The 13,022-nt window shown below is 69.7% G+C and carries 15 protein-coding genes; 6 read left to right on the plus strand and 9 right to left on the minus strand.

What is annotated here, in order from left to right:
* On the minus strand, window positions 1-353 hold a 353-nt coding region (locus tag CCN39_RS22770), incomplete at its 3' end, for an MFS transporter (RefSeq protein ID WP_143264116.1).
* Between the two features lie 119 nt (window positions 354-472).
* Here CCN39_RS22770 and CCN39_RS22775 point away from each other — a divergent pair.
* Window positions 473-1,138, plus strand: coding sequence for a TetR/AcrR family transcriptional regulator (locus tag CCN39_RS22775; protein WP_086845107.1), 666 nt, complete (start codon window positions 473-475; stop codon window positions 1,136-1,138).
* Window positions 1,139-1,221: 83 nt separating this feature from the next.
* On the opposite strand, the gene CCN39_RS22780 is transcribed toward CCN39_RS22775, so the two are convergent.
* Window positions 1,222-1,416 carry a PspC domain-containing protein gene (locus CCN39_RS22780; protein WP_086845109.1) on the minus strand — a complete coding sequence of 65 codons (195 nt, stop codon included), beginning with the start codon at window positions 1,414-1,416 and terminating at the stop codon, window positions 1,222-1,224.
* A gap of 284 nt (window positions 1,417-1,700) precedes the next feature.
* Between CCN39_RS22780 and CCN39_RS22785 the strand changes: the two genes are divergently transcribed.
* Window positions 1,701-2,558 carry a hypothetical protein gene (locus tag CCN39_RS22785; protein WP_086845133.1) on the plus strand — a complete coding sequence of 286 codons (858 nt, stop codon included), beginning with the start codon at window positions 1,701-1,703 and terminating at the stop codon, window positions 2,556-2,558.
* 53 nt (window positions 2,559-2,611) lie between these two features.
* Here the strand turns inward: CCN39_RS22785 and CCN39_RS22790 are convergent, their stop codons facing one another.
* The 6 genes from CCN39_RS22790 to CCN39_RS22815 form a co-directional block, all read right to left on the minus strand.
* A complete protein-coding gene (locus CCN39_RS22790) occupies window positions 2,612-3,793 on the minus strand; it encodes an ABC transporter ATP-binding protein (RefSeq protein WP_086845111.1) in 1,182 nt (393 codons plus the stop codon).
* A 4-nt stretch (window positions 3,794-3,797) separates the two neighbouring features.
* Complete coding sequence (locus CCN39_RS22795; protein WP_086845113.1) at window positions 3,798-4,637, minus strand: carbohydrate ABC transporter permease; 840 nt, start codon at window positions 4,635-4,637, stop codon at window positions 3,798-3,800.
* Window positions 4,637-5,608 (minus strand): carbohydrate ABC transporter permease, encoded by a 972-nt coding sequence (locus CCN39_RS22800; RefSeq protein ID WP_086845115.1) that lies wholly within the window; start codon window positions 5,606-5,608, stop codon window positions 4,637-4,639. Before CCN39_RS22800 ends, CCN39_RS22795 begins: the two co-directional genes overlap by 1 nt.
* Entirely contained in the window at window positions 5,605-6,927 is a 1,323-nt protein-coding gene (locus CCN39_RS22805; RefSeq protein WP_086845117.1) for an ABC transporter substrate-binding protein, read from the minus strand. Before CCN39_RS22805 ends, CCN39_RS22800 begins: the two co-directional genes overlap by 4 nt.
* A gap of 243 nt (window positions 6,928-7,170) precedes the next feature.
* Window positions 7,171-7,695, minus strand: a complete 525-nt coding sequence (locus CCN39_RS22810; protein ID WP_167455155.1) for a YflT domain-containing protein — start codon at window positions 7,693-7,695, stop codon at window positions 7,171-7,173.
* A 116-nt stretch (window positions 7,696-7,811) separates the two neighbouring features.
* Window positions 7,812-9,008, minus strand: a complete 1,197-nt coding sequence (locus tag CCN39_RS22815; RefSeq protein ID WP_086845121.1) for an acyl-CoA dehydrogenase family protein — start codon at window positions 9,006-9,008, stop codon at window positions 7,812-7,814.
* Between the two features lie 141 nt (window positions 9,009-9,149).
* Between CCN39_RS22815 and CCN39_RS22820 the strand changes: the two genes are divergently transcribed.
* Window positions 9,150-9,539 (plus strand): DUF4190 domain-containing protein, encoded by a 390-nt coding sequence (locus tag CCN39_RS22820; RefSeq protein ID WP_086845123.1) that lies wholly within the window; start codon window positions 9,150-9,152, stop codon window positions 9,537-9,539.
* Window positions 9,540-9,579: 40 nt separating this feature from the next.
* Window positions 9,580-10,272: a DUF4190 domain-containing protein gene (locus tag CCN39_RS22825; RefSeq protein ID WP_086845125.1), complete on the plus strand. Its 693-nt coding sequence runs from the start codon at window positions 9,580-9,582 to the stop codon at window positions 10,270-10,272.
* Here the strand turns inward: CCN39_RS22825 and CCN39_RS22830 are convergent.
* Window positions 10,269-11,153: an SPFH domain-containing protein gene (locus tag CCN39_RS22830; RefSeq protein WP_086845127.1), complete on the minus strand. Its 885-nt coding sequence runs from the start codon at window positions 11,151-11,153 to the stop codon at window positions 10,269-10,271. The genes CCN39_RS22825 and CCN39_RS22830 overlap by 4 nt on opposite strands.
* Window positions 11,154-11,248: 95 nt before the next feature.
* On the opposite strand from CCN39_RS22830, the gene CCN39_RS22835 reads away from it, so the two are divergent.
* Window positions 11,249-12,157: an aminoglycoside phosphotransferase family protein gene (locus tag CCN39_RS22835; protein ID WP_086845129.1), complete on the plus strand. Its 909-nt coding sequence runs from the start codon at window positions 11,249-11,251 to the stop codon at window positions 12,155-12,157.
* A gap of 10 nt (window positions 12,158-12,167) precedes the next feature.
* Window positions 12,168-13,022: magnesium transporter MgtE N-terminal domain-containing protein (locus CCN39_RS22840; RefSeq protein ID WP_086845131.1), on the plus strand; the 855-nt coding region annotated here is incomplete at its 3' end.

A 13,022-nucleotide genomic window follows, 5' to 3' on the forward strand; every position in this document is an offset into this window, starting at 1 on the left:
AGCATCTCGATGTTGGTCGCGAAGCCCCCGAGCGCGGACACCGCGGCGAAGCCGGCCAAGCCGACGAGGAGCGCGTTCTTGCGGCCGAAGAGGTCCGCGATCCGCCCGCCGAGCAGCAGCAGGCTGCCGAACGCGAGCGCGTACGCCGTGACGACCCACTGCCGGGCGTCGTTGGAGAAGCCCAGGTCGAGCTGGGCCGAGGGCAGCGCGATGTTCACGACGGTCGCGTCCAGCACGACCATCAGCTGCGCGATGCCGATCATCACCAGGATCAGCCAGCGTCTGGCGTGGTGGGGATTCTCGGCGGCGCGCGTGTCCCCCGACGGCGCGACGGCGAGCGTGGACTCGGACATGAAGGATCCTCACAGAAAGTGATCGGAAGACTATGTGGAGTAGGTATCTCCCCTTACCCGCCCCAAGGTACACAAGAAGCGGAGAGAGCGCCTCTACTTGAGGGGTTAGACTGGACGGCATGGCACGGGACGCTGGTCCCGCCGCACCGGCGCGGCCGCTGCGGCGTGACGCTGAACTCAACCGCCGTCGCATCCTGGCGTCGGCCCGCGAAGTGTTCGGCCGGCGCGGGCTCGAAGCCACGCTGGACGACATCGCCCACCACGCCGGCCTCGGCGTCGGCACGGTCTACCGCCGGTTCCCCAGCAAGGAACACCTGGTCGAGGCCATGTTCGCCGAGCGGATGGAAGAAATCGGCACGCTGGCGGAGAAAGCGCTGAAGGCCGAGGACGCCTGGCAGGCGTTCGTCGACTTCACCTGGAAGTCGATCGAACTCCACTCGGGCGACCGCGGGCTGCGCGAGATCATGCTGTCGAACAAGTTCGGCCACGAGCACGTGGCCGAAGAAAAAGCCCGGCTGGTGCCGTTGATCACACAGCTCGTGGAGCGGGCCAAGGAGGCGGGCGGCCTGCGCGCCGACTTCGCCCCGACGGACATCCCGATGCTGCACATGATGATCGGCTCGGTGATCGAGTTCACGTCGGCGGTGGAGCCGGACCTGTGGCGCCGCTGCCTCGCCATGCTCCTCGACGGCCTGCGCGCGCAGCCCGGCAAGCCGTCGAAGCTGCCCCGCCCGCCGCTCGACGTCGACGAGGTCGACGAAGCGATGTCCTGCTGGCGCCCCTGACGCCGCAGCCACGCGGCAACGCGCCGGTGACCCTTCGGATCACCGGCGCCGCGAAACGATCTTTCCCCTGCGGGGCAACGGGTCTACTCGGACGGGATGACCGCCCACATGATGATGTAGGCCACGAACTGCGGCCCGGGCAGCAAGCAGGACAGCACGGCCAGCAGCCGCACGGTGCCGGGCTTCATGCCGTACCGCTGGGCCAGGCCCGCGCAGACGCCGCCGATCATGCGGCCGTGGCGCGGACGGGACAGCCGTCGGGTGACCGGTGCGCTCATCGTCTTCCCTTTCCTCGAAGTTCCGATACCTCCACTTCACCACCGGAGTACCCGTTCGCGCATCGCTCGCGGGATGGATCGCTCCCTTAGGGGACGGCAAATCCGAAAATCGTTCAGATGACCGGGGAAACGGCCTTGCGTGCACCGGAAACCGCCTGAGCTGCCCGTTCGTACCCGGCGGCCCGGAAAAGTTTGAGAGATGTCCCCGTCAGGGCTGCTTTTTCCGCGCGATGTGGTGATACTTGCACCCCGTGTACCCGCGTCCGAAAAGCTTGGCCGTCGCGATGCTCTGCGCCCTCCTCGCCGGGGGCTGCGCCACCACGCAGGCCGCGCCCGAGCCGGATCCCGGGCCCACGCCGCTGACCGCGGCCGCCGCGCTCGGTGACTTCGGCAGCATCGACTTCTGCAGCCTGCTGAGCGTGCCCGACGTGACGGCCGCCGTCCCGACGTTCGAAAGCTGCCGCGCCCAGGCCGGTCCGCGCACGATCCTCGTCGGGCCGCTCGCCTTCGACTCCGACCCGAACATCAAGCCGTACGAGGGCTACCCCGGCCCGGTGCCCGACGGTGTCGCGGTCCAGCAGTCGATGTTCAACGACCGCAGCGCCTGCACCCGCGCCATCACCTTCGCCGACGGCAACCGGCTCGACCTGTCGGTCACCGACGGCACCGGCGACCAGGAGGCCCGCTGCGGCGTCGCGGACGCGGCCGTCGGCTCGGCGCTGACCGCGATCACCGCGCACAAGGTCGGGCGGCTGAGCTTCCCGGACGGCTCGTGGGGCCGGGTGGCACCGTGCGTCCCGCTCGACAACCACGACCTCGACGCCGCCGCCGGCCCGAACAGCCAGCCGACGACCGGCCTGTCCGGGCACAGCTGCATCCGCGGCAAGGTGAGCTTCAAGCTGACGGTGGAGACGACGGAACCGGACGGCCCGGCGGAGAAACTCGGCGGCCGCGACGCCCGCGTCCGGCTGGCCGGCGCGTTCTGCCTGGTCGACACGACCCAGCCGGCCCCGGGCCTGCCGGGGCGCCGCGAACTGGCGGAGATCAGCGTGGTCGAGACGGCGGGCACGGCCGGCGACGGCACCTGCGCCCTGGCCCGCGGCGCGGCGAACTCGATCCTCCCCCGCCTGCCCACGCCCTGACCGGACGTGCGGGGTGGGGCGGGCCGGAACCCGCCCCACCCCGCACGGCGGACCTAGTCCTCGTAGGTGAGGTTCTTGCCGTTCGACGGGTCGAACAGCTTGATCTTGTCCGCGTCGTACCAGACTTCGAGGTCGGCGTTCTCCGCCGCCGACGACTCGGCCGACAACCTGGCCACGATCTGGGACTCCGCGCCCGGGACGTCGGACGAACCGCTGTCCGCGGCCAGTTCCGCCAGCTCCGCGGCGGTGGCGACTTCGCCTTCCAGCGTGAAGTGGGCGAACTTCTCCGAACCCATCGACTCGAGCACGTCGATGTGCGCGGTGAACGTGCCGCCGCCCGTCTTCTGCCCGGCCTCGACCAGCGCCGCGTCCTCGAAGTGCTCCGGCCGGATGCCGACGATGACGTCGCGGGGCGCGTTCGCCCGCTCCACCAGCTGCCGGACGCGGTCGGTCAGCGGCGTCGTGCCGAGCGCACTCCGCAGTTCGTTGTTCTCCAGCGTCGCCGGGACGAAGTTCATCGACGGCGAGCCGATGAACCCGGCCACGAACAGGTTCGCCGGGTTGTCGTAGAGGAACTGCGGCGAGCCGATCTGCTGCACGTACCCGGCCCGCAGCACCACGACCCGGTCGCCCAGGGTCATGGCCTCGGTCTGGTCGTGCGTCACGTACAGCGTCGTCGTGCCGAGCTGCTTCTGGATCTTCGACACCGACGTCCGCATCTGGCCGCGCAGCTTGGCGTCCAGGTTGGACAGCGGCTCGTCCATCAGGAACGCCTTCGGGTTGCGGACGATCGCCCGGCCCATCGCGACGCGCTGGCGCTGGCCACCGGAGAGGTTGGCCGGCTTGCGGTCCAGGTGCGCGGTCAGGTCGAGGATCGTCGCCGCCTCCTCCACCTTCGCCCGCACGGTCTTGTCGTCCACCTTCGCCAGCCGCAGCGGGAAGGCCATGTTCTCCCGGACGCTCATGTGCGGGTAGAGCGCGTAGGACTGGAACACCATCGCGATGTCCCGGTCCTTCGGGGCCTTCTCGTTGACGCGCTTGCCGTCGATGCGCAGCTCCCCGGAGGAGATGTCCTCCAGGCCGGCCACCATGTTCAGCGTCGTCGACTTCCCGCAGCCGGACGGGCCGACCAGGATGATGAACTCGCCGTCGGCGATGGTGATGTCCACTTCGGACACGGCGAGGGCGCCGTCGGGGTACTTCTTCGACACCTTGTCGAGCACGATCTCTGCCATAGCGCTACCCCTTCACCGCACCGGAGGTCAGCCCCGCCACGATGCGACGCTGGAAGAACAACACGAACACAATGATCGGGATGGTGATCACGACCGCGGCCGCGCTCACCTGCCCGGTCGGGTCCTCGAACTGCGAGGACCCGGTGAAGAACGACAGCGCCGCCGGCACCGTGCGCGACGCCGTGGTCGACGTCAGCGAGATGGCGAACAGGAAGTCGTTCCAGCAGAAGATGAACACCAGGATCGCCGTGGTGAACACGCCCGGCGCGGCCAGCGGCGCGATCACCCGGCGGAACGCCTGCGCCGGCGTCGCGCCGTCCATCTTCGCCGCCTTTTCCAGCTCCCACGGGATTTCCCGGAAGAACGCCGACAGCGTGTAGATCGACAGCGGCAGCGCGAACGTGATGTAGGGCAGGATCAGCCCCGGCCACGTGTCGAACAGCCCGAGGTTCCGCTCGATGTTGAACAGCGGCGTCACCAGCGACACCTGCGGGAACATCGCGATCAGCAGTGACAGCCCGACCAGCAGCTGCTTGCCGGGGAAGTCCAGCCGGGCGATCGCGTACGCGGCCATCGTGCCCAGCACCACCGCGATCACGGTCGAGATGATCGCGATGCCGATCGAGTTGACCAGCGCCAGCAGGAATTCCGACGTCTGGAAGATGTCCGCGTAGTTCTGCCAGGTCCACGACTGCGGGATGAACGACCCGTCGGTCAGCGTGTCCTTGGTCTTGAACGACAGCGAAACGACCCAGAGCACCGGGACCAGCGCGAACACCAGCACGAGGATGTCGACGAGGCCCCACCTGACCTTGCGGCCCGTCGTGACGGTTCCCATCGCCATCAGCGCTTACCCCCGTTGTCCGAACCCGGTGCGGCCGTGCCGAACACCTTGATGAAGATGAACGCGATGATCGCCACCGTGATGAAGATCAGCACCGCCATCGTCGACCCGATGCCCAGGTTGAGGCCCTTGACCAGGTTGTTGTAGGTCTGCATGGACACCGACCCGGTGTCCTGCGCGCCGTTGGTGAGGACGTAGATGTTGTCGAAGATGCGGAACGCGTCCAGCGTGCGGAACAGCAGCGCCACCAGGATCGCCGGCTTCATCACCGGCAGCATCACCTTCGTGAACCGCTGCCACGCGGTCGCGCCGTCCATCGACGCGGCCTTGAGCAGGTCGTCCGGCACCAGCGCCAGGCCGGCCATCAGCAGCAGCGCCATGAACGGCGTGGTCTTCCACACCTCGGCGCCGATGATGATGAACAGCGACGGCCACTGGTCGGTCAGCGGGGCCGCGTCGGAGGCGAGCATGTTCGCCAGGTAGCCGGTCTTCGGCGTCCACGCGTAGTACCACGAGAACGCCGCGACGACCGTGACGATGCCGTACGGGATCAGCGCGACGGTGCGGACCAGGCCGCGGCCGACGAGCGTCCGGTGCATCACCAGCGCCAGCGCCATGCCGAGGACGAACTCGATCGCCACCGAAACGACGGTCAGGAACATCGTGGTGCCGAACGCGGTCCACCAGTACGAATTGGACAGCACCGCACCGTAGTTGTCGAAGCCGACGAACTGCTGCTGCGCCGGGAACCGCAGGTCGTACCGCTGCAGCGACAGCCAGATCGAGTAGAGGATCGGGTAGCCGGTGACCGCGATCATCACGATGAACGCGGGCGCGCACAGCCACAGCCCGAGCCGCCGCTCGGCCTTCTTCCCTTCGGAAAGAACGGGTTTGCCCTTCTTGCGGGTCGTCGCCTCGCCGGCGACCGTGGCCCCGGCGGTCTCGGCCGGGGTCGAGTCCTGGACGGTCACGGGATCACTCCCTTCGACTGGAGCGCGTCACCGAGCTGCTCGCGCAGCTTGGCCGCGGTGGCCTGCGGGTCGATGTCCGACGGCGGCGAAAGGACCTTCGAGATGACCGTCGAAGCGTTCTGGTACGCCGGGGTCAGCGGGCGCACCGCGGCGGTCTTGAGCGCGGCGAGGATCGCGTCGCGCATCGGGTACTGGGTCGCCATGTTCGGGTTGTCGGCCGAAGCCGGCTTGCCCGGGTCGAGCGGGACATCGTTGTGGTACACGGATTCGATGCTCGGCGGCACGCCGTCGTTGATCGCCGAGATCTTCTGGCTTTCCGGGCTGCGCAGGCACAGCGCCGCCTCGAAGGCCTCCGGCTTGTGCTGCGAATAGGTGCTCACGGCCAGGTCGAACCCGCCGATGGTGGTCCGGGCGGGCATGCCGGCCTGGGCCTCCGGGTAGACCGCCCACTTGAAGTGCGGCAGGTCCGCCTTCTTGTCCTTGGCGTAGGCGGCGTAGACGTACGGCCAGTTGAGCTGGAACGCGGCCTGGCCGCGCTGGAAGGCCTGCCGGATGTCGTCTTCCTTCATGTTGCTCAGCGACGGGTCGGTGAGCCCCGAGGTCGAGACCTTCTTGAGCAGTTCCAGCGCCTTCACGGCGCCTTCGTCCATCACGACGGACTTGCCGTCGTCGGACAGGATGTGCCCGCCCATCGACGCGACCAGCGTGTTGTAGAAGACCACCAGGCCTTCGTACTGCGCGCCGGTGAACACGATCTCGTGGGGCTTGCCCTGCTCCTTGAGCCGCTGGGCCTCCTGCATCATCTCGTCCCAGGTCGCCGGCGGCTTCGGCGTCACCCGGTCGTCGTACCAGAGCAGCTGCACGTTGGTGTTCTTCGTGGCCGCGTACAGCTTCCCGTTGTGGGTCGCGGTGTCCAGCGGTCCCTGCAGGACACCTTCGGACGCCTGCGCCTTGTTCTCGCCGGTCCATTCCTCGGCCCAGCCGGCTTCGGCGAATTCCGAAACCCACGTGACGTCGAGGCCCAGGATGTCCATCGCAGTGTCACCCGCGGCCAGCCGGCGCGCCATCTGCAGCCGCTGGTCGTCCGCTCCGCGCGGGAGCTTGTTGTAGACGATCTCGTACTTGCCGGCCGCCTTCTGGTTGCAGCCGTCGACCACTTTCTGGAAATTGTCCTCGGGCGACATGTAGATGTTGATCTTGAGCCCGGAACTCGTCGCGCAACCGGCGAGCATGCCGGTCACCAATGCCCCTGCCCCCAGCAGGACGGCGGTGCGGCCGGGCGAACGTCCTCGTTTGCCCGCGCCGATCCTCTTCCCCATAAGGCCTCCTCACCCGCGTGCACGCCGGTTACCGCGGTACCCGGTGGGCACCGCGACGCGATGAGGCGAAACCGCGCCAGCACCCCGACGTGCTAGTGCTCGGGCCGCCGCGCTGTGGGGCGAGGCCGCCCGACTGGTGTCGGCCAACTTATGCCGGGCGATCACACCCCGCAAGCAGTATCGGTAACGATTCAGCGCACCGCGCGTCGAATCGTGATTTTCCCCTGGTAAGACTGGGGTTTTTCAGGGGTTCGCGGACGGCGGCTTGAGGGCCAGCTTGGCGAGCAGTTCCCGGCCCTGTTCCGCGGAGCGGGGCTGGCACAGGACGTCGTAGCGGCCCGCGACGAGCTGGCTCGCCGAGGAGAAGTCCCGGCGGCCGCGCGACATGCTGTACCCGATCGCGGCGAACATCAGCCCGGACAGCACTCCCAGCACCAGGCCGGTGAGCACCTGCAGCGCGAAGCCCTGGTTGACGAACAACCCGAGCAGCAGCCCCGCGAACAGGCCGAACCACGCCCCGGAGACCGCGCCGGTGCCGAGCACGCGGCCCCAGCTGAGCTTGCCGATCACGCGCTCGACGAGCATCAGGTCGACCCCGACGATCGTGACGTCGCCGACGGCGAACTCGCTGTCGGCGAGGAAGTCGACTGCCTTCTGCGCCTCGCCGTAGGTCGCGTACGACCCGATCGGCCAGCCGGTCGGCGGGGTCGGCAGCCGCGGCAGGCCACCGGGCGCCCGCCCCCCGCCAAAGGGACTACTCACCATCATCACCTGCGCACTCGTTGTCCGGGCGTCCATCTTGTCAAGAACGCCCGGACCGTGCGAGCCGCTTACCCCGAAAGGCCCGACGGCCGTTTGTCGACACAGCGACAAGTCGCTGCGTGTCAGGAGCGGGACTTGTACTCCCGCAGCAGGCCGCGGCTGATGATCGTCTTCTGGATCTCGCTGGTGCCCTCGCCGATGAGCAGGAACGGCGCCTCGCGCATCAGCCGCTCGATCTCGTACTCCTTGGAGTACCCGTAACCGCCGTGGATGCGGAACGCGTCCTGCGTGACCTCCGCGCAGTACTCGGACGCGATCAGCTTCGCCATGCCGGCCTCGACGTCGTTGCGCGCGCCGGAGTCCTTGAGCCGGGCCGCGTTCACCATCATCAGGTGCGCCGCCTCGACCTTGGTCGCCATCTCGGCCAGCTTGAACGCGACGGCCTGGTGCTCGGCGATCGCCTTGCCGAACGTCTTGCGCTGCTGGGCGTACTCCACCGCGAGCTCGAACGCCCGGATCGCGATGCCGCAGGCGCGCGCCGCGACGTTGACGCGGCCGACCTCGACACCGTCCATCATGTACGCGAAGCCCTTGCCCGGCGCTTCGCCGAGGACCATGTCGGCGCCGATCCGGTAGCCGTCGAAGACCGCTTCGGTCGTGTCGACGCCCTTGTAGCCCATCTTGTCGATCTTGCCGGGGATGGTCAGCCCGGGCGCCACCTCGCCGAAGCCCTCCGGCTTCTCGACCAGGAACGTGGTCAGGTTCTGGTGGGGCTTCTCCGCGCCTTCGTCGGTCTTCACCAGCAGCGCGATCAGGTTGGACGAGCCACCGTTCGTCAGCCACATCTTCGAGCCGTCGATGACGTAGCCGTCGTCGGTCCTCTTCGCCTTGGTCTTGATCGCGGCGACGTCCGAACCGAGGTCGGGCTCCGACATCGAGAAGGAGCCGCGGACCTCGCCGGTCGCCATCCGCGGCAGGAAGTGCTGCTTCTGCGCCTCGGTGCCGTGGCGGGAGATCATGTGCGCCACGATGAAGTGGGTGTTGATCACGCCGGACACGCTCATCCAGCCGCGCGCGATCTCCTCGACGACCAGCGCGTAGGTCAGCAGCGACTCGCCGAGCCCGCCGTACGACTCCGGGATGGTGATCCCGAACAGGCCCATCTCCTTCATGCCCGCGACGATGTCGGCGGGGTAGGTGTCGGCGTGCTCGAGCTCCTGCGCGTGCGGGATGACCTCCTTGTCCACGAACTGGCGGACGGTGGCCAGGATCTCCGACTGCACGTCGGTCAGGCCGGCGGTCTGGGCGAGACGGGCCATCACGGCTCCCTTTCCGGAGTAGGACGCCGCTCCCGGCGCTGGGTTACCGGTGAGTATGACTCCAAAGCTGCAACGCTGCTATGAGGGCGCTCACGCTCGACGGGTCCGGCCCCGTAAAGTGCCGCGAGGAGGGGAGAGATCATGACTTATCCGCAAGACCCGAACAACCCGTACGGCCAGCAGCAGCCGCCCTCGGGCGGTTACCAGCAGCCCGGTTACGGCCAGCAGTACCCGAGCGGCGGCTACCCGCAGTACCCGCCGACCCCGGGCTATCCCGGGATGCCGGGCCAGCCGCGAGAGGGATCGGGGCTGGCGGTCGGGGCGCTGGTCTGCTCGATCGCCGGCATCTTCCTGTGCGTGCTCGTGACCATCGCGGGCATCATCATGGGCCACATCGCCCTCGGCAAGGCCAAACGCGGTGAGGCCGAGGGCCAGGGGGTCGCACTGGCGGCGATCATCGTCGGCTACTCCGGCATCGTGCTGAGCATCGGCCTGGCGGCCCTGCTCGTTTCGCTCGGCGCCTTCCGCTGAGCACCCAGCCGTTGCCCGGCCCGTACCGAGGGGACCCCTGATGACCGACCCGTCCGGCGAGAAGGACCGTCCGGCGGCCGACCCGGCCGGCGCGTACGACCCGCCGCCGCCGGCGGACCCGCCGCCGTACGAGCCGGAGAACTACGACCCGCCGTCGCCCGACGCCACGATCGCCGCGGTGACGCCGGACGACACCACGGCCGAGGCCCCGGCCGCCACCGAGGCGGCCGAGGCCCCCGCCGCCGAGGTTCCGGCGGCCGACGCCCCCGCGGATGCGACCGTCGCCGCGGAGCAGCCCGGCGGGCTGCCGGCCGGGGCGTACGAGACCCCGGCGGCGTACATCCCCGGCACGCCGTTCGCGCCGCCGGGGCAGCCGGTCCCGCCGGCCTACCAGCAGCAGCCGTACCCGCCGGCCTACGGGCAGCCGTACGCGGCGTCGGCGCCGTACGGACAGCCCGCGCCGTACGCGCAGCCGTACGCGGCTCCGCGCGGGCAGGACAACGCGCTGGCCATCGGCGCCCTCGTGTGCTCGATCCTCGGCTTCTGCTCCGGCGTCACCGCCATCGCCGGGCTCGTGATGGGCCACATCGCGCTGAGCAAGACCAACCGCGGCGAAGCGGGCGGCCGCGGGCTGGCCACGGCCGCCGTGATCGTCGGCTACGTCGTGCTCGCGCTCTGGGCCGGGTTCTTCACCACCCTGATCATCCTGGGCACGAGGGGCGACCTGAACTAGTCCGCGGCCGGCAGCACCGCGTCGCCGGGGCTGCGCGGCGACGGCGTCGCGTGGCCGTTCACCTCCGGCTTCGCATCGCCCAGTTCCGGCTCGGGCTCGGGTTCGGCTTTCGGGGCCGGGGCGGCCGGCTTCGGCGTCTGCGCGTCGAGGAACCGCAGCAACTCCACCGGGAACGGCAGGACCAGCGTCGAGTTCTTCTCCGACGACACCTGCACCACGGTCTCCAGCAGCCGCAGCTGCAGCGCCGACGGGGTGTCGGCCATCGTCGCCGCGGCCGCCGCGAGCTTGTGCGACGCCTGCAGCTCACCGTCGGCGGAGATGACGCGCGCGCGCCGTTCCCGCTCCGCCTCGGCCTGCCGCGACATCGAACGCTTCATCGCCTCCGGCAGCGCGACGTCCTTGATCTCCACGCGGTCGATGTGGATGCCCCAGTCCAGCGCCGGGCTGTCGATCATCAGCTCCAGGCCCTCGTTGAGGCGCTCACGGTTGGACAGCAGGTCGTCGAGCTCGCTCTTGCCGATGATCGAGCGCAGCGACGTCTGCGCGACCTGGCCGACCGCCGACCGGTAGTCCTGCACGTTGACCGCCGCGACGACCGGGTCGATCACCTTGAAGTAGACGACCGCGTCGACCCGGACCGTGACGTTGTCGCGCGTGATGCCGTCCTGGGCCGGGATCGGCATGGTCACGATCTGCATGTTGACCTTCTGGAGCCGGTCCGCGAACGGCACGAGCACCGCCAGCCCGGGTTCGCGGACGCGGGACCGCACCCGCCCGAACCGGTAGATGAGCCCGCGTTCGTACTGCTTCACGACACGCACGCTCGACGCGAGCCAGACTCCGCCCGCGAGGACGACGGCGCTGAGGATCTCCACCACCATGGCTGCTCCCGGGGTTGCGTTTCCCCTTGAAAGCCCAGCGTACGCCCGCCGGGGAGCCGACGAAATGCGCTAGACGCGGCTGCCAGGCTGGAGCGGTGACCGAGCTCCGCGTCCCGCCGCTGTTCGCCGCCCGCGCGCCCCGGGTGCTCGGCGACGGCGCCGTCGCGTGGCTGGCCGCCCTGCCGGAGCTCGCCGCGGAGTACGCCCGGAAGTGGAGCCTGACGTTCGAGGGCGAGGCGATGCACGGCTACGTCGGCGTGGTGCAGCCCGCGCGCCTGCGCGACGGCACGCCGGTGGTGCTGAAGCTGGGCTGGCGCGACGAGGAGTCCGCCGACGAGCCGCTCGCACTGTCCACATGGGCCGGCCGGGGTGCGGTGCTGCTGCTGGATTCCGCGCCGGACGACGGCGTCCTGCTGCTCGAACGGCTCGACGCCGGCCGCACCCTCGACGACCTCCCGCTGCGTTCGGCGATCCCGCTCATCGGCGGCCTGGCGCAGCGGTTGGCCGTCCCCGCACCGGCGTCCGTGCGGCGACGGCTGCGGTCCGAGGCGGCGCGGTTGGCCGAAGAACTCCCCCGCCGCTGGGCCGAACTCGGCGAGCCGTTCGAGAAGCGGCTGGTCGACGCCGCCGTCGCGATCTGCCGCGAGCTCGGGCCGTCGGCGGGTGAATTGCTGGTGAACGAGGACCTGCACTTCGAGAACGTCCTGGCCGGTACCCGCGAGCCGTGGCTGGTGATCGACCCCAAGCCGCTCGCCGGCGACCTCGAGTGGGGTGTCATCCCGCTGTTCTGGAACCGGTTCACCGAGTCCACACTGGACGAACGGTTCGCGCTGATCGTCGCTTCGCACGAGCTGGACGCCGAGAAGGCGCGGGCCTGGACGCTCGTGCGGGCCGTGCAGAACTGGATCTGGCTGGTCGAGGAGCTCACCGAGTCCGGCGAAGACAGCGACGACCCGGCCTTCGTCACAGTGGCGGAAATCGCCCCGTGGGCAGCCAGCCGATAGTGTCGGTGCCATGGCCGGGGTCAACAGGGTTTTCGCAGCTCAGCTGTCCGGGTTGCCGGTTTTCGGCCCCGACGGCGAGTCGATCGGCCGGGTTCGCGACCTGGTCGCCGGGCTGCGCCTGGACGCGCAGCCGCCGCGGATCCTCGGCCTGGTCGTCGAACTGAGCACCCGCCGGCGCGTCTTCGTCCCGATGCTGCGGGTCACCTCGATCGAGCCGTCCGCCGTGACGCTCGCCACCGGCTCGGTCAACATGCGCCAATTCAACCAGCGCCCCAACGAGGTCCTGGTGCTCGGCCAGCTGCTCGACGCGCACGCCACGCTGGCCGGCTCGGACACCCGGATCACCGTCGTCGACGCCGGGATGGAGCCGACCCGCACCCGCGACTGGGTGCTGGCGAAGCTCGCCATCCGCGAACGGCGCGTGGGCCTGGGCCGCCGCCGCGCGACCATGCAGGTGCTGCCCTGGTCGGAGGTGGCCGGGCTGGGGCTCACCGACCTCACCGGCCAGCCCCAGGGCGCCGGGCAGCTGCTCATGCTGTTCGACACCATGCGCCCGGCCGACATCGCCGCGACCGTGCGCGACCTGCCGCTCAAGCGGCGGCACGAGGTCGCCGACGCGATGGACGACGAGCGCCTCGCCGACGTCATCGAGGAACTGCCGGACGACGACCAGAAGGAACTGCTGGCCTACCTGGCCGAGGAGCGCGCGGCCGACGTCCTCGAGGCGATGAACCCCGACGACGCGGCCGACCTGCTGGCCGAGCTCGCGCCGGCCGACCAGAGCCGGCTGCTGGAGCTGATGGAGCCGGAGGAGTCCGCGCCGGTCAAGCGGCTGCTGGAGTACTCGTCGGACACGGCGGGCGGC

The organism is Amycolatopsis kentuckyensis (genome assembly GCF_002155975.1).
In the GTDB taxonomy this organism is placed as follows: Bacteria; Actinomycetota; Actinomycetes; order Mycobacteriales; family Pseudonocardiaceae; genus Amycolatopsis; species Amycolatopsis kentuckyensis.

What these genes read in the sequence shown, in the direction of transcription:
- CCN39_RS22820 (WP_086845123.1), top strand. Translation starts at nt 9,150, where the DNA reads ATGACTTATCCGCAAGACCCGAACAACCCGTACGGCCAGCAGCAGCCG.
- CCN39_RS22790 (WP_086845111.1), bottom strand. Translation starts at nt 3,793, where the DNA reads ATGGCAGAGATCGTGCTCGACAAGGTGTCGAAGAAGTACCCCGACGGC.
- CCN39_RS22795 (WP_086845113.1), bottom strand. Translation starts at nt 4,637, where the DNA reads ATGGCGATGGGAACCGTCACGACGGGCCGCAAGGTCAGGTGGGGCCTC.
- CCN39_RS22815 (WP_086845121.1), bottom strand. Translation starts at nt 9,008, where the DNA reads ATGGCCCGTCTCGCCCAGACCGCCGGCCTGACCGACGTGCAGTCGGAG.
- CCN39_RS22780 (WP_086845109.1), bottom strand. Translation starts at nt 1,416, where the DNA reads ATGAGCGCACCGGTCACCCGACGGCTGTCCCGTCCGCGCCACGGCCGC.
- CCN39_RS22825 (WP_086845125.1), top strand. Translation starts at nt 9,580, where the DNA reads ATGACCGACCCGTCCGGCGAGAAGGACCGTCCGGCGGCCGACCCGGCC.
- CCN39_RS22805 (WP_086845117.1), bottom strand. Translation starts at nt 6,927, where the DNA reads ATGGGGAAGAGGATCGGCGCGGGCAAACGAGGACGTTCGCCCGGCCGC.
- CCN39_RS22830 (WP_086845127.1), bottom strand. Translation starts at nt 11,153, where the DNA reads ATGGTGGTGGAGATCCTCAGCGCCGTCGTCCTCGCGGGCGGAGTCTGG.
- CCN39_RS22775 (WP_086845107.1), top strand. Translation starts at nt 473, where the DNA reads ATGGCACGGGACGCTGGTCCCGCCGCACCGGCGCGGCCGCTGCGGCGT.
- CCN39_RS22785 (WP_086845133.1), top strand. Translation starts at nt 1,701, where the DNA reads ATGCTCTGCGCCCTCCTCGCCGGGGGCTGCGCCACCACGCAGGCCGCG.
- CCN39_RS22810 (WP_167455155.1), bottom strand. Translation starts at nt 7,695, where the DNA reads ATGATGGTGAGTAGTCCCTTTGGCGGGGGGCGGGCGCCCGGTGGCCTG.